Raw genomic sequence first — 21149 nt, 5'->3', positions numbered from 1 at the left:
AAGGTCTCATCTGATACCGGAACGTGAAGAATCAATTTGCGAGCGAACGGCATAGTCAGATTGTAGGCCGACGGGTGACTGCTTTCCAGCGTCTCACTGATCCAGCATTTATGAGTTCACGGCCTAGGCCTTGTAGACCACTTGCCGCACATCGATGTAGCTGGCGCGGAAACCGGCTTCGCAATAGTGCAGGTAGAACTCCCAGAGCTTCTTGAAGCGATCGTCGAAGCCGAGCGGCACGATCTTCTCCCAGGATCCCCAGAAACGGTTGCGCCATTCGGCGAGCGTGCGCGCATAGTCATCGGGAAACACGCGCTCACGCAGATGCGCAAGGCCATGATCCTTGCCGAGCGACTTCAGGATCGACGGTGTCGGCAGCATGCCGCCCGGGAACACATACCGCTGGATGAAATCCGGCCTGGCGCGATAGGTGTCGTAGGCGGCCTCGTTGATGGTGATGATCTGCAGGCCCGCAGTGCCGCCGGGCCTCAGGCAGGACTTCATCTTCGAGAAGAACACAGGCCAGTATTTCTCGCCGACCGCTTCGAACATCTCGATCGAGGCGATGCGGTCGTAAGTTCCCGTTTCGTCGCGGTAATCCTGCAGCTTGATGTCGACCTTGTCGGCAAGTCCCGCCTTGGCGATGCGTGCCTTGGCGAAATCGTGCTGTTCGCGGCTGATCGTCAGCCCGGTCACGCGGCAGCCGATTTCGCGCGCCGCGAATTCGGCAAAACCGCCCCAGCCGCAGCCGATCTCCAGCACATGATCCTTTCGGCCGATACCCGTGTCCCTGGCCAGCGCCCGATATTTGGCGGCCTGCGCGCTCTCCAGGTCGTTGGCGCCATGCGTGTAGAGCGCCGAGGAATAGGTCATGCTCGGGTCGAGCCATTCCTTGTAGAAGGCGTTACCGAGATCGTAATGCGCGGAGATGTTGCGCTTCGAACCGGTGCGTGTGTTCTCGTTGAACCAGTGGCGGATGCGCTGGACGGTGTTGATGAGCCAGCTGGCGCCGCCGGCGACGCGTTCGCCGATCGCCGAATTGACCACGAACAATTCCAGGAAACTGGTGACGTCAGGGCTTTCCCAATCGCCGTCCATGTAGGATTCGGCAACGCCGATCGTGCCGCCGGAAAAGGCGCGGCCTGGCAGGCGCCAGTTCTTGAGCACCAGCTCGGCGTCCGGGCCGGGTCCCTTGCCGCCAACCAGAACGGCTCGGCCATCCGGCATCCTGACCTTGAGCGAACCGCGCGGCAGGTTCATCGCCGCCGACAGCACCATGCGCGCCTTGGCCGGCAGGCCCTTGACGATCTCGGCGAAATTGAACTCGTCGAGCCTGACCGCTTCGCCCGGCGCTACGCTATGATGGTCCCCGTCTGCCATTTCATGCCCCTGGATTTCCGTGGTGCCGGCGCAAATTGCCGGGTCACGGTTCTCTTGGATCATTCGCCAGGTTCGAACGTCTTGCCTGGTCCCGGGAGCTCCCAGTGCTTCCCAGTGAATGCCTGCCACAATCTTCCACGTGATGAGGGGGAACTTCAAGAGGCAGGCCACTGGCTGGGCTGTGCCACGTGGCATCTGGGCCTTGCGTAATGCTGCTGTCCACAATCAAAAACGTCTATGGCCGCCGCAGCGCATGTGCGATAGCTTTAGCCATGCGTTATGTAATCGTCATTGCGGCAATCGCGTTCTTCCTGATCTGGGACGGTCTCTACAATCAAGGCCGGTATCTCGACATTTCGGTCAGGGAGCTCAACCACGTCGTGCGTTACGTCACCGGCAAGGCCTGAATATCCCGCCCGAAGAGAGCAACCTGGCGCGTCGTGCGACGTGCCCGTTGCTGCTTGATCAGGTCCCGCACCGTTGAGGCGCGTCGCAAAGACGCGTGGCGCCATGAACGGTTGACGCGAGGAAACCGCCGTCACAAAAGACCCCGGCATTCAGATCGAGGAGGCGGGATTGATCCGGCATATCGTTTTCTTCAGCGCACGGCGCAAGGAGGATGTGGAGGCAGTGCGCAGCGGGCTGCTGGAACTCGGCAACATTCCTCATTCCAGTCTCTTCGAGGTCACTTTGAACACCAAGGTCGACCCGCTGTCGGACGAAGTTGATGTCGTCGTCTACGCCGAATTTCCCGATGACGCGGCGCTGGCCGCCTACAAGGCGCATCCGCTCTATGCGCAGACCACAGCCAAGGTCAAACCTTTGCGCGAACTGCGCTATTCCGCCGATGTCGTGGCCGGCAGCTGATCCCGGGCGCGGTTCTGGATCTCGACACGTCCCGGCGGCCGCCGTGGGGAAATGGCCTTGAACCGCTCTTTGGAATGATGCACACCGCGCCTGATGACCGACAGACCAACCACCGGCACGCATCCGCTTGACCATCTCGTTCTGCCGACCGGGAGCCTCGAGGTGGCGCGAGCCCGGCTCGCTGCGCTGGGCTTCGTCGTCGCGCCGACCGGTATCCATCCCTTTGGAACGGAAAACTGCTGCGTTTTCCTCGCTGACGGCACCTATCTGGAGCCGCTCGCGATCGGCAATGAACAGGCAGCGATCGACGCGACGGCCGCCGGCAACGTCTTCGTCGCGCGCGACCGCCTCTATCGCGACAGCCGCGGCGATGAGGGGTTTTCGGCTGTGGTCCTGGGGACCGACAATGCCGATACCGACCATGCACGCTTTGTCGACGCCGGTCTGTCGGCGGGAGACACACTGAGCTTTTCGCGCGCTTTCACTGATACGTCGGGCAAGAGCGATACCGCATCGTTCAAGCTCGCCTTTGCCGCGACCCGTGGAGCACCCGACGCGTTCCTGTTCGCCTGCCAGCGGATCAATGCGCCAAAGGTGGACCGTGCGGCCTTGCAGGCTCATGCCAACGGAGCCAGCGGAATCCTCGAGGTGGTGGCGGTCAGTGACCAGCCTACCGAACAGAGCAGGCTGGTTTCCGTGGCGGTGAACGATCCTGCCGACGCTAAGGACGGCGCGTTTCTCCTGCCGAATGCAACCTTGAGCGTGCTTGACCCCAAATCTTTCACCGCTCGCTTTGGCATCCCGGCGGGTTCATCCACAAAGCTCCGCTTCGCCGCGATCGTCTTTGCGGTCCGCAGCATCGATGCCGCGTCGAGCCTGCTTGCAGCCAATGCTATACAGCACGATATAGCAGGCGCTGATATTGTCGTGCGGCCGGCATCCGGACAGGGCGCGGCTTTCATCTTCCGGGAGATACAATGAACAAGCCTCAAGTGCCCAATTCGATGGCGCCCAATTCGTCGGTAACGGTCGGTAATGTCGTCTTCGACAACAAGGCGGCCTTGGCGCTGATCGCCGGCCCGTGCCAGTTCGAATCGCGCCAGCATGCCTTCGACATGGCCGGTGCGCTGAAGGAGCTGACGGCCAAGCTCGGCATCGGCCTCGTCTACAAGACCAGCTACGACAAGGCCAACCGCACCTCGCTGTCGGCAACGCGCGGCGCTGGCATGGATGCCGCACTTCCGGTCTTCGATGAATTGCGCAAGGAATTTTCGCTTCCCGTGCTGACCGATGTCCACACCGAGGAACAGTGCGCGATCGTCGCGCCGCATGTCGATGTGCTGCAGATCCCGGCCTTCCTGTCGCGCCAGACCGACATGCTGGTCGCCGCCGCGAAAACCGGCAAGGTCATCAACGTGAAGAAGGGGCAGTTCCTCGCGCCCTGGGACATGAAGAACGTGGTCGCGAAGATCACCGGTTCGGGCAACGCCAACGTTCTGACCACCGAGCGCGGCGCGTCCTTCGGCTACAACACGCTGGTGTCTGATATGCGCGCTCTGCCTGTCATGGCCGAGATCGGCGCGCCGGTGATCTTCGATGCCACGCATTCGGTCCAGCAGCCGGGCGGGCAGGGCGGCTCGTCTGGTGGCGAGCGCCGCTTTGTCGAGACGCTGGCTCGTGCGGCCGTCGCCGTTGGCGTCGCCGGTGTCTTCATCGAGACCCACCAGGATCCCGACAATTCGACGTCTTCCGATGGGCCCAACATGCTGCCGCTGAAGGATATGCCGGCGCTCCTGGAAAGGCTGATGGCTTTCGACCGGATCGCGAAGGGCCGCTGAGCCGGCGCTTCCTGCCTCTGCTTGTGGTTGCGAGGGACCGGTTGTACGCTTGGCCGGCAAATGAGCGTTTTGGCAGGAGGAAGCCAATGTCCGTCGCCCGCGTCACCGAAATCACCTCGTCGTCGAAGAAGAGCTTTCAGGACGCCATCGAGAAGGGAATCGCCCGCGCGGCGAAAACCCTCAAGAACGTGGAAGGCGCCTGGATCCAGGATCAGAAGATCGTCGTCGAGGACGGCAAGATCGCTGCCTATCGCGTCAACATGAAGGTGACTTTCATCCTCGCGGAGTGATTGGTCGCCGCCGAAAAACTCGGGAACTTTCACCCGCGCCCCTCATTGTCAAAGCAGAGTTCAACGACAATGAGGAGCAGACCATGACAACCCAGACAGGCCACACCGAAGCGATTGCCGCTTCGCGCGTCATCGGCACGTCCGTCTACAACAACGAAGGCAAGAGCATCGGCAGCATCGAGGACATCATGCTCGACAAAACGTCGAACGGCATCATGTTCGCGGTGATCGGCTTTGGCGGCTTTCTCGGCATCGGCGAGAAGTACCACGCCGTTCCCTGGGCCAGTCTCGACTATGATGAGGACAAGGGCGGCTATGTCGTGCCCTTCTCCAAGGAGCAGCTGAAGGCCGCACCCGCCTATTCGATCAACGAACTGGCCGGCGCGGACGGCGAGGCGGCGCGCGATGCATCCTATGAGTACTACAAGGTCACGCCCTACTGGCATTGAGGCAACCGCAATAAAAAAGGGCCTCGTTTCGACGAGGCCCTTTTATTCAAAGGCAACGCTATTTGCTGAGGTGCAAAGCCGGCAAGGGCTCGAAAGCCTTCGGTGGCGATTGCTGTGTGTCGCACGACGTCAGGAACGCCGCCGCGATCAGGAACAAACTCACGATACCGCTCAACTCGGACATGGCGAAACTCCTCATGTTTCGCCCCGCGCGACAACAGCCATAACCCGAAATGCATGTCCGGGCGCATGACTTATGATGACAGAAATTTGCGCTTCGTGAATCGGGGAGGCGGCACTATTCGGCCATGGCCGGATTGCCTTTTGCGTCGCTTTGGCTAAGACGGGCGCGACCTTTCGTCAGATCAATCGGGGACATCGCAATGACCGCCATCATCGACATTGTCGGACGTGAAATCCTGGACAGCCGTGGAAACCCGACCGTCGAGGTCGATGTCGTACTCGAAGACGGTTCGATGGGCCGCGCCGCGGTGCCGTCGGGCGCCTCGACCGGCGCCCATGAAGCCGTCGAGCTTCGCGACGGCGGCGCACGCTATCTCGGCAAGGGCGTGCTCAAGGCCGTGGAGGCGGTCAATGGTGAGCTGTTCGAGGCGATCGGCGGCATGGAAGCTGAGAACCAGATCCATATCGACCAGACCATGATCGAGCTTGACGGCACGCCCAACAAGAGCCGGCTCGGCGCCAATGCCATTCTCGGCGTTTCGCTGGCGGTCGCCAAGGCCGCTGCTGACGCCTCCGGCCTGCCGCTCTATCGTTATGTCGGCGGCACCAAGGCGCACATCCTGCCCGTACCGATGATGAACATCATCAATGGCGGCGCCCATGCCGACAACCCGATCGACTTCCAGGAATTCATGATCCTTCCGGTCGGCGCGCCGACTTTGCGCGAAGGCGTGCGCTGGGGCTCGGAAATCTTCCATACGTTGCGCAAGAAGCTGAAGGATGCCGGCCACAACACCAATGTCGGCGACGAAGGCGGCTTTGCCCCGAACCTGAAGAGCGCGCCTGTGGCGCTCGATTTCATCATGGAATCGATCGAGAAGGCCGGCTTCAAGCCGGGCGAGGAAATCGCACTCGGCCTCGACTGCGCCGCCACCGAGTTCTTCAAGGACGGCAACTACGTCTATGAAGGCGAGAAGAAGACGCGCGATCCCAAGGCCCAGGCCAAGTACCTCGCCAAGCTCGCCGCCGACTATCCGATCATCTCGATCGAGGACGGCTTGGCCGAGGACGACTGGGAAGGCTGGAAATACCTGACCGACCTGATCGGCAAGAAGACGCAGCTGGTCGGCGACGACCTTTTCGTCACCAACACAGCGCGCCTGCGCGACGGCATCCGCATGGGCGTTGCCAATTCGATCCTGGTCAAGGTCAACCAGATCGGCTCGCTGACTGAAACGCTCGATGCCGTCGAGACCGCGCACAAGGCCGGCTACACCGCTGTCATGTCGCACCGCTCGGGCGAAACCGAGGATTCGACCATCGCCGATCTCGCCGTCGCCACCAATTGCGGGCAGATCAAGACCGGTTCGCTGTCGCGCTCCGACCGCATGGCCAAATACAACCAGCTGATCCGCATCGAGGAAGAGCTTGGCAAGCAGGCGCGTTACGCCGGCAAGTCGGTGATCAAGGGCTGATCCGAAACATTGAGCTCGGATACTGCACGAAGGGCGGGATCATTCCCGCCCTTTCTCATTTGGCTTGTCGCGGGGCGGTCTCCGTAACCGTCCGTTAAGCACAATCAGGCGAAAAAGGTTGCAGGTCGTTTGAGTTTGCGACCATGGGGAATCGGTCATGTGGACGCGTCAGCACAAGCAGAGAAACACCGGTCGGCTGATCATCCCTTCGCTTTGCGTAGTGTTCCTGGCCTATTTCGGCTTCCATGCCTATCACGGCGAGTTCGGCATCAATTCGAAATATCAGTTGGAAGCCCAGACGGTTGCGCTGCAGGCTCAGCTCGATGCGATCAAGGCGCGCCGGATGGAACTCGAACGGCGCGTTCGGCTCATGCATGACGGCACGCTGGAGAAGGACATGCTTGACGAGCAGGCGCGCAGGGCGCTCAATCTGTCCCAGGCCGATGAAATCACCATCATGTTGCCGGCCTCGTCGAAATAACTGAATTTCAGTTAATCGACAATATTTTCAATGATTTTAATCGCTTAGGCGCATGCCAGCTATGCAAATTCGTCATGGCGCAACGCTCTGACGCGTGTTAGCCTTGCATAAATCGGTGGGGAGAGCTGATCTTCCCAGGGCGGAGTTCATCCTGCCCTAATGTCCGCAAAGAGACGCCAACAGGGAGTGATGCATGGCCACCGCAGCCAGAAAAGCGCCTGCCAAATCGAAATCCGAAGGCAAATCAGGGCTTTCCGCGCCCAAGCCCGCTGAATTCACCAAGGAAGAAGAGCTTGCCGCCTATCGGCACATGCTGCTCATCCGCCGCTTCGAGGAAAAGGCCGGCCAGCTTTACGGCATGGGCTTCATCGGCGGCTTCTGCCATCTCTATATCGGCCAGGAAGCTGTCGTCACCGGCATGAAGATGGCGCTGATCGATGGCGACCAGATGATCACAGCCTATCGCGACCACGGCCACATGCTGGCCATGGAGCTTTCGCCGCGCGGTGTCATGGCCGAGCTGACCGGACGACGTGGCGGCCTGTCGCGGGGCAAGGGCGGCTCCATGCACATGTTCTCCAAGGAAAAGCATTTTTACGGCGGCCACGGCATTGTCGGCGCGCAGGTGTCGCTTGGCACGGGCCTGGCGTTCGCCAACCGCTACCGCGACAACAACAACGTTTCGCTGACCTATTTCGGCGACGGCGCCGCCAACCAGGGCCAGGTCTATGAAAGCTTCAACATGGCCTCGCTGTGGAAGCTGCCGGTGATCTACATCATTGAAAACAACCGCTACGCGATGGGCACCTCGGTGTCGCGCTCGTCGGCCGAAACCAATTTTTCGCATCGCGGCGCCTCGTTCAAGATTCCCGGCATCCAGGTCGACGGCATGGATGTGCGTGCGGTCAAATCCGCCGGCGATCAGGCGACCGAATGGTGCCGCGCCGGCAACGGGCCGATCATTCTCGAAATGCAGACCTACCGCTATCGCGGCCACTCGATGTCCGACCCGGCGAAATACCGCTCGAAGGAAGAAGTGCAGAAGATGCGCTCCGAGCATGACCCGATCGAACAGGTCAAGGCGCGGTTGATCGAGAAGAAGTGGGCGACGGAGGACGAACTCAAGACCATCGACAAGGAGGTTCGCGACATCGTCGCCGACGCCGCCGAATTTGCCCAGAACGATGCGGAGCCGGATCCGTCCGAGCTCTGGACCGATATCGTATTGTAAGGGGAGAGCCAGGACATGCCGATCGAAATTCTCATGCCCGCTCTCTCGCCGACCATGGAAGAGGGCAATCTTTCCAAGTGGTTGAAGAACGAGGGTGACAAGGTCGTAGCCGGCGACGTCATCGCCGAGATCGAGACCGACAAGGCGACGATGGAAGTCGAAGCCGTCGATGAAGGCACGCTTGCCAAGATCGTGGTGCCCGCCGGCACCGAAGGCGTCAAGGTCAACGCGGTGATTGCCGTGCTCGCGGTTGAAGGCGAAGACACCGACAAGGCCGGCGAAGGCATCGGCGAAGAGCCCGCCAAGGCTGAAACGGCTGCACCGGCGCCAGTTGCGGCCAAGGGCGAGGCCTCCGCACCAGTAGCGGCGGCGCCGAAGACCGAGGTTGCCGCAGACCCGGATATCCCCGCGGGCACCGAAATGGTCTCGACCACGGTACGCGAGGCGCTGCGCGATGCCATGGCCGAGGAAATGCGCCGCGACGGCGATGTCTTCGTCATGGGCGAGGAGGTTGCCGAATATCAGGGCGCCTACAAGATCACCCAAGGGTTGCTGCAGGAGTTCGGGCCGCGTCGCGTCGTCGACACGCCGATCACCGAGCATGGGTTTGCCGGCGTCGGCGTCGGTGCGGCGATGGCCGGGCTGAAGCCGATCGTCGAGTTCATGACCTTCAACTTCGCCATGCAGGCGATCGACCAGATCATCAATTCGGCCGCCAAGACGCTTTACATGTCCGGCGGCCAGATGGGCGCTCCGATCGTGTTCCGCGGACCGAACGGGGCTGCCGCCCGCGTTGCCGCTCAGCACTCGCAGTGCTACGCCGCGTGGTACAGTCACATTCCTGGCCTGAAGGTCGTGATGCCGTATACCGCTGCGGACGCCAAGGGCCTGCTCAAGGCCGCGATCCGCGACCCGAATCCGGTCATCTTTCTCGAGAACGAAATCCTCTACGGCCAGTCCTTCGATGTGCCGAAGCTTGATGATTTCGTGCTGCCGATCGGCAAGGCCCGCATCCACAAGCAAGGCAAGGACGTCACCATCGTCTCCTTCGGCATCGGCATGACCTATGCGGTCAAGGCGGAAGCCGAATTGCGCGGCATGGGCATCGATGCCGAGATCATCGATCTGCGAACCGTCCGTCCGCTCGACCTCGACACCATCATCGCTTCGGTCAAGAAGACCAACCGGCTGATCGTGGTCGAGGAAGGCTTCCCGCAAAGCTCGGTCGGCGACCATATCGCCAACCAGGTGTCGCAGCGCGCCTTCGATTTCCTCGACGCGCCGGTCATCACCATTGCCGGCAAGGATGTGCCGATGCCTTATGCGGCCAACCTCGAAAAGCTGGCTTTGCCGAATGTCGGCGAGGTCATCGAGGCGGTCAAAGCCGTCACGTATCGCTGAACCGGCCGGGAGGACAAAATGCCAATCAACATCACCATGCCGGCGCTCTCGCCCACGATGGAAGAGGGCAATCTGTCGAAGTGGCTGGTCAAGGAGGGCGATAAGGTTTCGCCGGGCGATGTCATCGCCGAGATCGAGACCGACAAGGCGACGATGGAGGTCGAGGCCGTCGACGAGGGCACGGTGGCCAAGCTCGTCGTTCCTGCCGGCACCGAAGGCGTCAAGGTCAATGCGCTGATCGCCGTGCTTGCGGCCGAGGGCGAGGATGCGGGCGCCGCCGCAAAAAGTGGTGGCGGTGCAGCACCGGCGAAAGCCGAAGCGCCGAAAGCGGACGCTCCCAAGGCTGAGGCACCAAAGGCTGAACCTGCTGCCGCAGCCGCTTCGAAGGCAGAGCCGGCTCCGGTCGCCAATGGCCATGCGACTGGCGAGCGCACCTTTGCATCGCCGCTCGCGCGCCGTATCGCCAAGGAGGCCGGTGTCGATGTGTCGGCTGTGACCGGCACCGGCCCGCATGGCCGCGTGGTGAAGGCCGATGTCGATGCCGCGATTGCTGGCGGCGGCGCCAAGGCAGCTCCCGCCGCCAAGGCTCCTGCCGGCGCGCCTGCGGCCGCTGCTCCGGCGGTGAAGGCGATGTCGGACGACCAGGTGCTGAAGTTGTTCGAGCAAGGCTCCTACGAACTCGTCCCGCACGACAATATGCGCAAGACGATTGCGCGGCGGCTGGTCGAGGCCAAGTCCACCATCCCGCATTTCTATCTGACGCTCGACTGCGAACTCGACGCATTGCTGGCGCTGCGCACGCAGATCAATGCCGCCGCCCCGATGAAGAAGACCGACAAGGGCGAGGCTCCCGCCTACAAGCTGTCGGTCAACGACATGGTCATCAAGGCGATGGCGATGGCCTTGATGGCTGTGCCGGATGCCAATGCCTCGTGGACCGAAAGTGCCATGGTCAAGCACAAGCATGCCGATGTCGGCGTTGCCGTCTCGATCCCCGGTGGCCTGATCACGCCGATCATTCGGCATGCGGACGAAAAGACGCTGTCGACCATCTCCAACGAGATGAAGGATCTGGCGAGCCGCGCCCGCAGCCGCAAGCTGAAGCCGGAGGAGTATCAGGGCGGCACGACGGCGGTCTCCAACCTTGGCATGTTCGGCATCAAGGACTTCGCCGCCGTCATCAACCCGCCGCATGCGACGATCCTGGCGGTCGGCGCGGGTGAGGAGCGGGCTGTGGTCAAGAATGGCGAGATCAAAATCGCCACCGTGATGTCGGTGACCTTGTCGACCGACCATCGCGCTGTCGATGGCGCGCTCGGCGCCGAACTGCTGGTCGCCTTCAAGCGGCTGATCGAGAACCCGATGGGCATGCTGGTCTAGGAAAGGAAAAGGCTCGTGCGGAAATTCTTCACCAGCCTTTTCGCCTTTTTCATTTCCTGGTTTGCCGGCGGTTTGGTCGCGCTCGGACTGGCCATCGCAACCGATGCGCAGGAAGAATACATTCTGGTGTTCATGGCGTCCGCGCTTGTCACCATCGTCGTGGCGATCGTGTTTTTCGTCGCGCAGTTCTTTTCGAATGCACCCGCGATCATCGACTGGCTGGCCCTTTGCACCATTGTCCTGTTCGTGCTTGTCGGGCTCGGCCTGATCGGCTGGACGTTCTCGCAGCCGGTCGACAAGCGCCAGTGGGGAAGTGACCTTCCAATCGTCGCCGGCCTGGTCTTGCCAAACCTGGCCACGGTGCTGGTTCACTGGCTGTTCGTACGCTGGCGGGTGGGACGCGGATTGATGAATGCACAGGTGAACGCATGAAGACGGTGCTTTGCTACGGCGACTCGCTGACCTGGGGTTACAACGCCGAAGGCGGGCGCCATGCGCTGCAGGACCGCTGGCCAAGCGTTCTGCAGGCGTGTCTAGGCGGTGGCGTCCAGGTCATCGCCGATGGCCTGAATGGCCGCACCACGGCCTTCGACGATCATCTGGCAGGTGCCGATCGCAACGGTGCGCGGCTGTTGCCGACGGTGCTGACGACGCATGCACCGATCGATCTGATCGTCATCATGCTCGGTGCCAACGACATGAAGCCTTGGATTCACGGCAATCCGGTCGCGGCCAAGCAAGGCATCCAACGGTTGATCGACATCGTGCGTGGTCATGACTATCCGTTCGACTGGCCGGCGCCACAGATACTCCTTGTCTCGCCGCCCGTTGTAAGCCGCACCGAAAATGCCGACTTCAGGGAAATGTTTGCCGGCGGCGATGAGGCGTCGAAGCAGCTCGCCCCACAATATGCGGCGCTCGCCGACGAAGTCGGCTGCGGCTTCTTCGACGCCGGCACGGTGGCGCAAACCACACCGCTCGACGGCGTCCATCTCGATGCCGAAAACACGCGAAACATCGGCAAGGCGCTGACATCGGTCGTGCGCGTCATGCTGGAATTGTGACTGAAGGAGAAAATCCGTGGCTGAGAACTACGACGTCATCATCATCGGCTCCGGCCCCGGCGGCTATGTCACGGCGGTACGTTCCGCCCAGCTCGGCTTCAAGACGGCCATCGTCGAGCGCGAACATCTCGGCGGCATCTGCCTCAACTGGGGCTGCATACCGACCAAGGCACTGCTGCGTTCGGCCGAGATCATGCACTATTCCGATCATCTGAAGGACTATGGCCTGAAGCTCGACGGCAAGGTCAGCGTCGACACGTCGGCCGTCGTCGACCGCTCGCGCAAAGTCTCGCTGCGGCTCAATGGCGGCGTTGCCTTCCTGATGAAGAAGAACAAGGTCGACGTGATCTGGGGCGAAGCCAAGCTGTCGAAGCCGGGTGAGGTCATCGTCTCCAAGACGGCCAAGAAGCCGATGGAACCACAGCCGCCTGTGCCGAAGGGCGTCAAGGGAGAGGGCACCTACACAGCCAAGCACATCATCCTGGCGACCGGCGCCCGCCCGCGCGCGCTGCCCGGCATCGAGCCGGACGGCAAGCTCATCTGGACCTATTTCGAGGCCATGGTGCCGAAGGAGATGCCGAAATCGCTGCTGGTGATGGGCTCGGGCGCCATCGGCATCGAATTCGCCTCGTTCTATCGCACCATGGGCGCCGAGGTGACGGTGGTCGAACTGTTGCCGGCGGTGATGCCGGTCGAGGACGCCGAGGTCTCGAAATTCGCGCAAAAACAGTTCGAGAAGCAAGGCATGAAGATCATTCTCGAAGCCAAGGTGACCAAGGTCGAGAAGGGCGCCAACTCGGTCACCGCGCATGTCGAGATGAAGGACGGCAAGGTCGAGAAGATCACCGCCGACCGCATGATCTCGGCCGTCGGGGTCCAGGGCAATATCGAGAATCTCGGCCTTGAAGCGCTCGGCGTGAAGACGGATCGCGGCTGCGTCGTCGTCGACGGTTACGGCAAGACCAATGTGCCGGGCATCTACGCCATCGGCGATGTCGCCGGCCCGCCCATGCTTGCCCACAAGGCCGAGCATGAGGGCGTCGTGTGCGTCGAGAAGATCGCCAATTTCCCCGGCGTGCATGCCATCGACAAGCTCAAGATCCCTGGCTGCACCTACTGCAATCCGCAGGTCGCCTCCGTCGGCCTGACGGAAGCCAAGGCCAAGGCCGAAGGCAAGGATATCCGCGTCGGCCGCTTCCAGTTCGCCGCCAACGGCAAGGCGATCGCGCTTGGCGAGGACCAGGGCTTCATCAAGACCATCTTCGACAAGAAGACCGGTCAGCTGCTCGGCGCCCACATGGTCGGCGCCGAGGTGACCGAACTGATCCAGGGCTTTGTCGTGGCGATGAACTTGGAGACGACCGAGGAAGAGCTGATGCACACCATCTTCCCACATCCGACGCTGTCGGAGATGATGAAGGAGAGCGTGCTCGACGCCTATGGCCGCGCCTTGAACGCATGATAGATTCGCAGCAGGAGACTCAGCCGCGAACGCCGCCGGAACTCGGCGGCAAGGCAGTTCGTTTCCGCATGCATTTTTACGCGCGCAAGGAGAAGGCATATGCACTTGAACGGCGTGGGCTGGATCGCAGCCATCATCATCGGCGGCCTGGCAGGCTGGTTCGCCGAAATGGTCATGAAGAGCAACACCGGCATTTTCATGAACATTATCATGGGTATCGTTGGCGCGGTCGTGTTGAACGCCATCCTGCAGGCCCTCAATTTCGGCCCGTTCGGCGTCGGCTGGACCGCCTATCTGATTACCGGCTTCATCGGTGCCTGTCTGCTGATCTGGGTCGGTCGCCTGGTGCGCCGCTAGTCGGTACCGTTCCCGGCTATGCGAAAACGGTTGTAGCGGCATGCGCCGCTGCAGCCTTTTTCTTTGTGCTGAAAAGTCCTAGATGACGATAAAGTGACGATCGCCGACGGGCGGTCGCGAGAAAAGCCAGGGTTCAGATGGTTACTGTCCTCGACACGATCGCCAACGCACCACGGCTGCGGCACCCCGAGAAGGCGCACAAGCCCGACCAGGAGGTGTTGCGCAAGCCCGACTGGATTCGCGTCAAGGCGCCGGTCTCCAAGGGCTATGCCGAGACGCGCGAGATCGTGAAATCGCACAAGCTGGTGACGGTCTGCGAAGAGGCTGGTTGCCCCAACATCGGCGAGTGTTGGGAAAAGAAGCACGCCACCTTCATGATCATGGGAGAGATCTGCACGCGCGCCTGCGCTTTCTGCAATGTCGCCACCGGCATCCCGACCGCGCTAGATCCCGATGAGCCGGCGCGCGTCGCGCATGCCGTCAAGCAGATGGGGCTGAGCCACGTCGTCATCACCTCCGTCGACCGCGACGATCTTGCCGATGGCGGTGCGCAGCACTTTGCCGATGTCATCCGCGCGATCCGCGCGGCAACGCCGTCGACCACGATCGAAATCCTGACGCCGGATTTCCTGCGCAAGGACGGCGCCCTGGAGATCGTGGTGGCGGCCAAGCCCGACGTCTTCAACCACAATCTCGAAACCGTGCCGTCGAACTATCTGAAGGTTCGGCCGGGCGCTCGCTATTTCCACTCGATCCGGCTGTTGCAGCGGGTCAAGGAACTCGACCCGTCGATCTTTACCAAGTCCGGCATCATGGTCGGCCTGGGCGAGGAGCGAAATGAAATCCTGCAGCTGATGGACGATCTGCGCACGGCCAATGTCGACTTCATGACCATCGGCCAGTATCTGCAGCCGTCGAAGAAGCACCATCCGGTGATCCGCTTCGTCACGCCCGAAGAGTTCCAGTCCTTCGAGACGATCGGCCGGACCAAGGGTTTCCTGCTGGTGGCATCGAGCCCGCTGACGCGCTCATCGCACCATGCCGGCGACGATTTCGCCCGGCTGCGCGCGGCGCGGGAAGCACAGCTTCAGAAGTCGGTCTAGCGCTGGTTGAATGCCGAAATTCGAAGCCACCCGCCGCGTCGCCCATACGCCGCAACAGATGTTTGCGCTGGTGGCCGATGTCGAGGCCTATCCGCAATTCCTGCCGCTTTGCGAAGCGCTGACGGTGCGCTCGCGCAAGGAGCGTGACGGACGTACCGTTCTCCTGGCGGACATGAGCATCGGCTACAAGGCGATCCGCGAGACCTTCACGACACAGGTGCTTTTGAAGCCCGATGAGAACGCCATCGACGTGAAATATATCGATGGCCCGTTCAAATACCTGAGCAATGTCTGGCGTTTCGAGCCCGATGGCGCCGGCTGCGCCGTCCGCTTCTTCATCGACTATGAGTTCAAGAGCCGCATTCTGGGCGCGCTGATGGGCACGATGTTCGACCGCGCCTTCCGCATGTTCGCCGAGGCTTTCGAAAAGCGTGCCGACGTCATCTATGGGGTTGCGCCGGCATGACGCTATCGTAGTGAGTCCATGCCTTATCCAAGCGCGCGCAGGCCGAGTTGCAGCGCATGTCTCACCGTCTCGTGGCGGATGAATTCGCGGCCCTTGTGGCCAAACAGCTGGCGCTCGGCGACAACCGGCTGGCCGGCCAGGGCAAGGCCGAACCAGACGAGACCGACCGGCTTGTCGGCCGAACCTCCGCTTGGGCCGGCAATGCCGGTAACGGCAAGAGAAAGGCTCGCGCGCGAATGCGCCAGCGCGCCGGCCGCCATCTCCAGGACCGTTTCGCGCGAAACAGCTCCATGCGCGTCGAGCGTTTCGGCGGAAACGCCGAGCATGTCCATCTTGGCTTCGTTGGAATAGCTGATGAAGCCGCGGTCGACCACCGCCGAGGAGCCTGCAATGTCGGTGAGCGCGGCAATGATCATGCCGCCGGTGCAGCTTTCCGCTGTCGCCAGCATGATGCCACGTTGCTGGCAGGCCAGCAGCAGGGAGTTTGCGAGTTCGGCGTTGCTCATTCCGGCACCTCGCCGGGAAACACCACGCTGGCAGTGGCGATCGCCGCAATGCCTTCTTCGCGACCGACAAAGCCGAGTTTTTCGTTGGTTGTCGCCTTGATCGAGATGCGGTCGGCGGAAATCCCCAGCATTTGCGACAGGGCCGCCGTCATCGCCTCGCGATGTGGGCCGACGCGCGGCGCCTCGCAGATCAGCGTGATGTCGGCATTGGCGATGCGTCCGCCGCGCTCGCGCACCACTTTCGCCGCGTGTTCGACGAAGATCCGCGACGCTGCACCTTTCCACTGCGGATCGGACGGCGGAAAATGCGTGCCGATGTCGCCGGCGCCGCAGGTCGCCAGCAGCGCGTCGGTCAAGGCGTGCAGCCCGACATCGGCATCGGAATGTCCGGATAGTCTCTTGTCATGCGGAATCGCGACGCCGCACAGTGTAACGTGATCGCCGGGCTCAAAGGCGTGGACGTCGTAGCCGTTGCCGGTGCGGATGTCGGGGAAATGTGTGCGTTCGCTGGAAAGCCGCTGGTGCGCCATGGCGATGTCCCGTGCCCAGGTGAGTTTGACATTGTCCGGCGAGCCCGGAACGAGCTTGACTGGAATCTGCGCCCATTCGGCGATGGCCGCGTCATCGGTGAAGTCCAGCCTGCCTAGTTGATAGGCCTTGTCGTGTGCGGCAAGGATCGGCCCGTAGGGAAAACCTTGCGGCGTTTGCGCCGCGTGCAGCCCGCTGCGGGAAACGGTTTCCGCGACCACGCCGGCGGCCGACTCGCGCTTCAAGGTGTCGGCGATGGGCAGGGCGGGCAACGCCCCCTCGTTCTTGCCGATGGCGGCGATGGTGCGATCGATCAACTCCGCATCGACGAACGGGCGGACGGCGTCGTGAATCAGAACCTGGCCCGGCGCGTGGTCCTTCAGCGCAAGCAGCCCGAGCCGAACGGACTCCTGCCTGGTCGGTCCGCCAATGATGGCAGTGACGCGCTCAGCCTGGCCGCCCGCCGCTTGCCGGAACAATTCGTGGTCGTCGGCGTGGATGGCGACGACGATCCGGCCGGTTCGCGGATGGGCCAGAAACATCTCCAGCGTGTGCGCAATGACAGCGCGGCCGCCAATATTCTGGTACTGCTTGGGTCCGTTGGCCTGCCCGGCACGAGCGCCGCGGCCGGCGGCGACGATCACCACCGCAACCTCACCTGTCGCGCTCGAGTTTTCACTTCCGTCAGTCATGGCGATTGGCTTAGCGCACGATCCCCAAAAGTGTAATTGGTTTTCCGAAAAGATCGTGCGTCAAATATGAACTCCAAAGCCTCCTTCACACGCCATGAAGGACGCGCGGCGCCTTGTCACGGCAAATCCCTAAGGGTCCGGAATTTTCCCAATTGCGCCTCAATGTGACGTCATTCCGCGTTGCACATTGCGGCTGATATGGCTAGAGAATGTGCAACGAATGGACGTGCTTGGTTTTTGTGCATGGTTAACTCAACCAGATTGGCCGCGCCTTTGAACGTCGGCGGCGTGGAAATCCGCAATCGCGTATTCCTCGCGCCGATGTCGGGCATCACCGACGAGCCTTTCCGGCGGCGCGCCCATGCGCATGGCGCGGGCCTGGTTGTATCCGAAATGGTGGCAAGCGGCGAACTCGCCAAGGGAAGAGCCGGCTTCGATCTGCGCATACGTCATTCGGGCCTGCCCGTCCATATGGTGCAGCTAGCCGGCCGCGAGGCGGCATACATGGCCGAAGGCGCGCGGATCGCCGCGGGCGAGGGCGCTGACATCATCGACATCAACATGGGCTGTCCGGCCAAGAAGGTCACCGGTGGTTATGCCGGCTCGGCATTGATGCTGGATCTCGACCATGCGCTGTCGCTGATCGAGGCCGTGGTCGGCGCGGTCAAGGTGCCGGTGACGGTCAAGATGCGGCTCGGCTGGGATGAAGGCGCGCTCAATGCGCCAATCCTCGCGCGCCGGGCCGAGCAGGCGGGCGTCAAGATGGTGACGGTGCATGGCCGCACGCGCTGCCAGTTCTACCAGGGCAAGGCCGACTGGCGCGCCATCGCTCGCGTCAAGGAAGTTGTGTCCATTCCGGTCGTTGCCAATGGCGATGTCTGTTCCCCGGCCGAGGCAGCCGCCATTCTCGATCAATCGGGCGCTGATGCGGTGATGGTCGGGCGCGCGCATTACGGCGTGCCCTGGATCGCCGGTGGCATCGCGGCAGCGGCGGCGGGCCAAACGGCGGCCAACGTGCCGCAGACTGCCGCGGCTCTGGCCGACTATATCGTTGGCCACTACGAGGACATGCTGGCGCTTTATGGCGTCGAGAGCGGTTTGCGCCAGGCGCGCAAACATCTGGGCTGGTATCTCGATCGCCATGCTGTTGGCGTCGCCGACGACCATCGAAAGGCCATCCTGACGACGTTCGATCCGGCTCGCGTCATTGCCTTGCTGCGCAATGTGTTTTCGCGCGATCCGCAACCCTTGAGCCTGCGGAGCGCCGCATGAACGCCACCGCTGGCCAGGGAACTGAAATGGCGGATGCCGCCCAGATCGTCCTCAACACCATCCGCCGCCCGGTGATCATGATCAGCGAGGACGGGTTCATCACCTTCGCCAATGCCGATGCCGAGGACTTCTTTCGCTCCAGCGCGACCATGCTGGCGCGCAACACGCTGTCCAAGCTCGTCCCCTTCGGCAGCCCGCTGCTGACCCTGGTCGATCAGGTGCGCGAGCGCCGGGCTCCGGTCAACGAGTATCGGGTCGATGTGTCGTCGCCACGCCTCGGCATCGAGAAGGTCGTCGATCTCTATGTCGCACCAGTGTCGGAATTCCCGGGCTCCGTCGTGGTCATGTTCCAGGAACGGTCGATGGCCGACAAGATCGACCGGCAGATGACGCATCGCGGTGCCGCACGCTCTGTGACAGGCCTTGCAGCGATGCTCGCCCACGAGATCAAGAACCCGCTCTCCGGCATCCGCGGCGCAGCCCAACTGCTCGAACTGTCCGCCTCCGACGAAGACCGCGCACTGACCCGGCTGATCACCGACGAGACGGACCGCATCGTCTCGCTGGTCGATCGCATGGAGGTGTTTTCCGACGAGCGGCCGATCGATCGCTACCCCGTCAACATCCATGTCGTACTTGACCATGTGAAGGCGATCGCAAAGAACGGTTTTGCGAAGAAAATCAGGATATTGGAGGACTATGATCCATCATTGCCTCCGGTATTCGCCAATCGCGACCAGCTGATCCAGGTGTTCCTGAACCTGGTCAAGAACGCCGCCGAGGCAATCGGCAGCGACCCGCATGGCGAGATCGTGCTGTCGACCGCATTCCGGCCGGGCATCCGCGTTTCGGTTCCAGGCACGCAGGACCGCGTGTCGCTGCCGCTCGAGTTCTGCGTGCGCGACAATGGCTCCGGTGTCTCGGAGGATATCCTGCCGATCCTGTTCGATCCCTTCATCACCACCAAGCCGAACGGCTCGGGGCTGGGGTTGGCGCTGGTCGCGAAGATCGTCGGCGAGCATGGCGGCATCATCGAATGCGAATCGACCCCGCGCGGGACCACCTTTCGCATCCTGATGCCGGCCTGGAAGGAAACGCCGTTCGGCGCTGAAGAAGACGGTGAAGGAGACCGCAAATGACCGTTCGCGGCAATATTCTCGTCGCCGATGACGATGCGGCGATCCGCACCGTGCTCAACCAGGCTCTCTCGCGCGTCGGCCACGAGGTGCGCGTCACGTCCAACGCCTCGACCTTGTGGCGCTGGGTGGCGGCGGGCGAGGGCGACCTTGTCATCACCGACGTGGTGATGCCGGACGAGAACGCCTTCGACATGCTGCCGCGCATCAAGAAGGCGCGGCCGGAGCTGCCCGTCATCGTCATGAGCGCCCAGAACACGTTCATGACCGCAATCCGTGCATCCGAGACCGGCGCCTATGAATATCTGCCGAAACCGTTCGACCTGACCGAACTGCTCAACATCGTCAACCGGGCGCTGTCGGAGCCCCGCCGGCCGAAGATCGATGCGCGGCCCGATGAACAGCCCGAAACGATGCCGCTGGTCGGCCGCTCGGCGGCCATGCAGGACATCTACCGCATGCTGGCGCGCATGATGCAGACCGACCTGACGGTGATGATCTCGGGCGAATCCGGCACCGGCAAGGAACTGGTGGCGCGCGCGCTGCATGAATATGGCCGCCGTCGCGGCGGACCGTTCGTTGCCATCAATATGGCGGCGATTCCGCGCGACCTGATCGAATCGGAGCTGTTCGGTCACGAGAAGGGGGCCTTCACCGGTGCCCAGAACCGCTCCACCGGCCGCTTCGAGCAGGCAGAGGGCGGCACGCTGTTCCTCGATGAGATCGGCGACATGCCGATGGAGGCGCAGACGCGCCTGCTGCGCGTCCTGCAGCAGGGCGAATACACGACGGTCGGCGGCCGCACGCCGATCAAAACGGATGTGCGCATCGTCGCCGCCACCAATAAGGATCTGCGCACCTTGATCAACCAGGGACTGTTCCGCGAGGATCTGTTCTATCGTCTTAACGTCGTTCCGCTGAGGCTGCCGGCGCTGCGTGAGCGCTCCGAGGACGTGCCCGATCTCGTGCGCCACTTCTTCAAGCTCGGCGAGATGGAAGGGCTGCAGACCAAGCGTATTTCGTCCGGCGGCATCGAACTGATGAAACGCTACCCGTGGCCGGGCAATGTGCGCGAACTGGAAAACCTGGTTCGCCGGCTGGCCGCGCTCTATTCACAGGATGAGATCTCCGCCGAAATCATCGAGGCGGAGCTGAAGACCGGAGAGCGCCCCGTGGTGCCCGGCGGCGGCAACCTCATTCCGGACGACCTCTCCATCGGCCAGGCGGTCGAGCATTTCCTGCAGCGCTATTTCGCCTCGTTTGCCGGCGAATTGCCGCCCGCCGGGCTTTACCAGCGCATCCTGTCCGAAGTCGAATATCCGCTGGTCCTGGCCTCGATGACGGCAACCCGCGGCAACCAGATCAAGGCCGCGGAGCTGCTGGGGCTCAACCGCAACACGCTGCGCAAGAAGATTCGCGAACTGGGCGTCAACGTCTACAAATCGTCGCGGCCGGGCTGAACGCTGATCTGACGCACTCTTTTCAGGGGACTGAGCGGCGAAAGATTTCCGCCATTGTCACACTTGTTGCATAATCGCCACAATGCATTGCATAGATCGGACGCAATCATTGGCTCCCAGACGGCGAC

The 21149-nt window shown here is 62.2% G+C and carries 24 protein-coding genes; 20 read left to right on the top strand and 4 right to left on the bottom strand.

Annotated features, from left to right (window positions below; genetic code table 11):
* Positions 1–123 precede the first annotated feature (123 nt).
* Positions 124–1380, bottom strand: a complete 1257-nt coding sequence (locus D3242_RS32935) for an SAM-dependent methyltransferase (RefSeq protein ID WP_019858011.1) — start codon at positions 1378–1380, stop codon at positions 124–126.
* Between the two features lie 272 nt (positions 1381–1652).
* Between D3242_RS32935 and D3242_RS34330 the strand changes: the two genes are divergently transcribed.
* From D3242_RS34330 to D3242_RS32905, 6 genes are all read left to right on the top strand, one after another.
* Complete coding sequence (locus tag D3242_RS34330; RefSeq protein WP_257784390.1) at positions 1653–1787, top strand: hypothetical protein; 135 nt, start codon at positions 1653–1655, stop codon at positions 1785–1787.
* Between the two features lie 169 nt (positions 1788–1956).
* Entirely contained in the window at positions 1957–2247 is a 291-nt protein-coding gene (locus tag D3242_RS32925) for a Dabb family protein (RefSeq protein ID WP_019858013.1), read from the top strand.
* Positions 2248–2340: 93 nt separating this feature from the next.
* Positions 2341–3228 carry a VOC family protein gene (locus tag D3242_RS32920; RefSeq protein ID WP_064982426.1) on the top strand — a complete coding sequence of 296 codons (888 nt, stop codon included), beginning with the start codon at positions 2341–2343 and terminating at the stop codon, positions 3226–3228.
* On the top strand, positions 3225–4085 hold the full coding sequence (gene kdsA, locus D3242_RS32915) for a 3-deoxy-8-phosphooctulonate synthase (protein ID WP_019858015.1): 861 nt from the start codon (positions 3225–3227) through the stop codon (positions 4083–4085). Before D3242_RS32920 ends, kdsA begins: the two co-directional genes overlap by 4 nt.
* Before the next feature lie 86 nt (positions 4086–4171).
* A complete protein-coding gene (locus D3242_RS32910) occupies positions 4172–4375 on the top strand; it encodes a dodecin family protein (protein ID WP_019858016.1) in 204 nt (67 codons plus the stop codon).
* Between the two features lie 83 nt (positions 4376–4458).
* Entirely contained in the window at positions 4459–4824 is a 366-nt protein-coding gene (locus tag D3242_RS32905; protein WP_019858017.1) for a PRC-barrel domain-containing protein, read from the top strand.
* 58 nt (positions 4825–4882) lie between these two features.
* On the opposite strand, the gene D3242_RS34325 is transcribed toward D3242_RS32905, so the two are convergent.
* Positions 4883–5008, bottom strand: coding sequence for a hypothetical protein (locus D3242_RS34325; RefSeq protein WP_081295987.1), 126 nt, complete (start codon positions 5006–5008; stop codon positions 4883–4885).
* Between the two features lie 199 nt (positions 5009–5207).
* Here D3242_RS34325 and eno point away from each other — a divergent pair, with 199 nt between their 5' ends.
* The 11 genes from eno (at position 5208) to D3242_RS32845 (ending at position 15427) form a co-directional block, all read left to right on the top strand.
* Positions 5208–6482: a phosphopyruvate hydratase gene (gene eno, locus D3242_RS32895; protein WP_019858019.1), complete on the top strand. Its 1275-nt coding sequence runs from the start codon at positions 5208–5210 to the stop codon at positions 6480–6482.
* 157 nt (positions 6483–6639) lie between these two features.
* Positions 6640–6963 (top strand): FtsB family cell division protein, encoded by a 324-nt coding sequence (locus tag D3242_RS32890; protein WP_044550389.1) that lies wholly within the window; start codon positions 6640–6642, stop codon positions 6961–6963.
* A gap of 193 nt (positions 6964–7156) precedes the next feature.
* Complete coding sequence (gene pdhA, locus D3242_RS32885; protein WP_064982424.1) at positions 7157–8194, top strand: pyruvate dehydrogenase (acetyl-transferring) E1 component subunit alpha; 1038 nt, start codon at positions 7157–7159, stop codon at positions 8192–8194.
* A 15-nt stretch (positions 8195–8209) separates the two neighbouring features.
* Positions 8210–9595, top strand: a complete 1386-nt coding sequence (locus D3242_RS32880; protein WP_019858023.1) for a pyruvate dehydrogenase complex E1 component subunit beta — start codon at positions 8210–8212, stop codon at positions 9593–9595.
* An 18-nt stretch (positions 9596–9613) separates the two neighbouring features.
* Positions 9614–10975 (top strand): pyruvate dehydrogenase complex dihydrolipoamide acetyltransferase, encoded by a 1362-nt coding sequence (locus D3242_RS32875; protein ID WP_064982422.1) that lies wholly within the window; start codon positions 9614–9616, stop codon positions 10973–10975.
* Between the two features lie 15 nt (positions 10976–10990).
* Positions 10991–11407 (top strand): hypothetical protein, encoded by a 417-nt coding sequence (locus tag D3242_RS32870; RefSeq protein ID WP_019858025.1) that lies wholly within the window; start codon positions 10991–10993, stop codon positions 11405–11407.
* Complete coding sequence (locus tag D3242_RS32865; RefSeq protein WP_038646708.1) at positions 11404–12039, top strand: SGNH/GDSL hydrolase family protein; 636 nt, start codon at positions 11404–11406, stop codon at positions 12037–12039. Before D3242_RS32870 ends, D3242_RS32865 begins: the two co-directional genes overlap by 4 nt.
* A gap of 16 nt (positions 12040–12055) precedes the next feature.
* Entirely contained in the window at positions 12056–13501 is a 1446-nt protein-coding gene (lpdA, locus tag D3242_RS32860) for a dihydrolipoyl dehydrogenase (protein ID WP_064982421.1), read from the top strand.
* Between the two features lie 99 nt (positions 13502–13600).
* Positions 13601–13858, top strand: a complete 258-nt coding sequence (locus D3242_RS32855) for a GlsB/YeaQ/YmgE family stress response membrane protein (protein WP_019858028.1) — start codon at positions 13601–13603, stop codon at positions 13856–13858.
* A 137-nt stretch (positions 13859–13995) separates the two neighbouring features.
* Entirely contained in the window at positions 13996–14961 is a 966-nt protein-coding gene (gene lipA / locus D3242_RS32850) for a lipoyl synthase (RefSeq protein ID WP_064982419.1), read from the top strand.
* 10 nt (positions 14962–14971) lie between these two features.
* Positions 14972–15427 carry a type II toxin-antitoxin system RatA family toxin gene (locus D3242_RS32845; RefSeq protein WP_019858030.1) on the top strand — a complete coding sequence of 152 codons (456 nt, stop codon included), beginning with the start codon at positions 14972–14974 and terminating at the stop codon, positions 15425–15427.
* A 23-nt stretch (positions 15428–15450) separates the two neighbouring features.
* On the opposite strand, the gene D3242_RS32840 is transcribed toward D3242_RS32845, so the two are convergent.
* Both D3242_RS32840 and D3242_RS32835 read right to left on the bottom strand, forming a co-directional pair.
* Positions 15451–15933, bottom strand: a complete 483-nt coding sequence (locus D3242_RS32840; RefSeq protein ID WP_027046822.1) for a CinA family protein — start codon at positions 15931–15933, stop codon at positions 15451–15453.
* Entirely contained in the window at positions 15930–17153 is a 1224-nt protein-coding gene (locus tag D3242_RS32835) for a bifunctional 2-C-methyl-D-erythritol 4-phosphate cytidylyltransferase/2-C-methyl-D-erythritol 2,4-cyclodiphosphate synthase (RefSeq protein WP_064982417.1), read from the bottom strand. The genes D3242_RS32840 and D3242_RS32835 overlap by 4 nt, the downstream gene beginning before the upstream one ends.
* Before the next feature lie 243 nt (positions 17154–17396).
* Between D3242_RS32835 and dusB the strand changes: the two genes are divergently transcribed.
* The 3 genes from dusB to ntrC are packed head-to-tail and all read left to right on the top strand — an operon-like array spanning position 17397 to position 21021.
* The gene (gene dusB, locus D3242_RS32830) at positions 17397–18425 is read left to right on the top strand and encodes a tRNA dihydrouridine synthase DusB (RefSeq protein WP_064982415.1); all 1029 of its coding nucleotides are present in this window, start codon (positions 17397–17399) and stop codon (positions 18423–18425) included.
* Positions 18422–19564, top strand: a complete 1143-nt coding sequence (locus tag D3242_RS32825; protein ID WP_019858033.1) for a two-component system sensor histidine kinase NtrB — start codon at positions 18422–18424, stop codon at positions 19562–19564. Before dusB ends, D3242_RS32825 begins: the two co-directional genes overlap by 4 nt.
* Entirely contained in the window at positions 19561–21021 is a 1461-nt protein-coding gene (gene ntrC / locus D3242_RS32820) for a nitrogen regulation protein NR(I) (protein WP_019858034.1), read from the top strand. Before D3242_RS32825 ends, ntrC begins: the two co-directional genes overlap by 4 nt.
* Positions 21022–21149 lie beyond the last annotated feature (128 nt).

This window comes from Mesorhizobium jarvisii, assembly GCF_003601985.1.
Taxonomy (GTDB): Bacteria; Pseudomonadota; Alphaproteobacteria; order Rhizobiales; family Rhizobiaceae; genus Mesorhizobium; species Mesorhizobium jarvisii.
The sequence above is the reverse complement of the archived record's forward strand: the minus strand, read 5'-3'. Positions and strand labels throughout refer to the sequence as shown.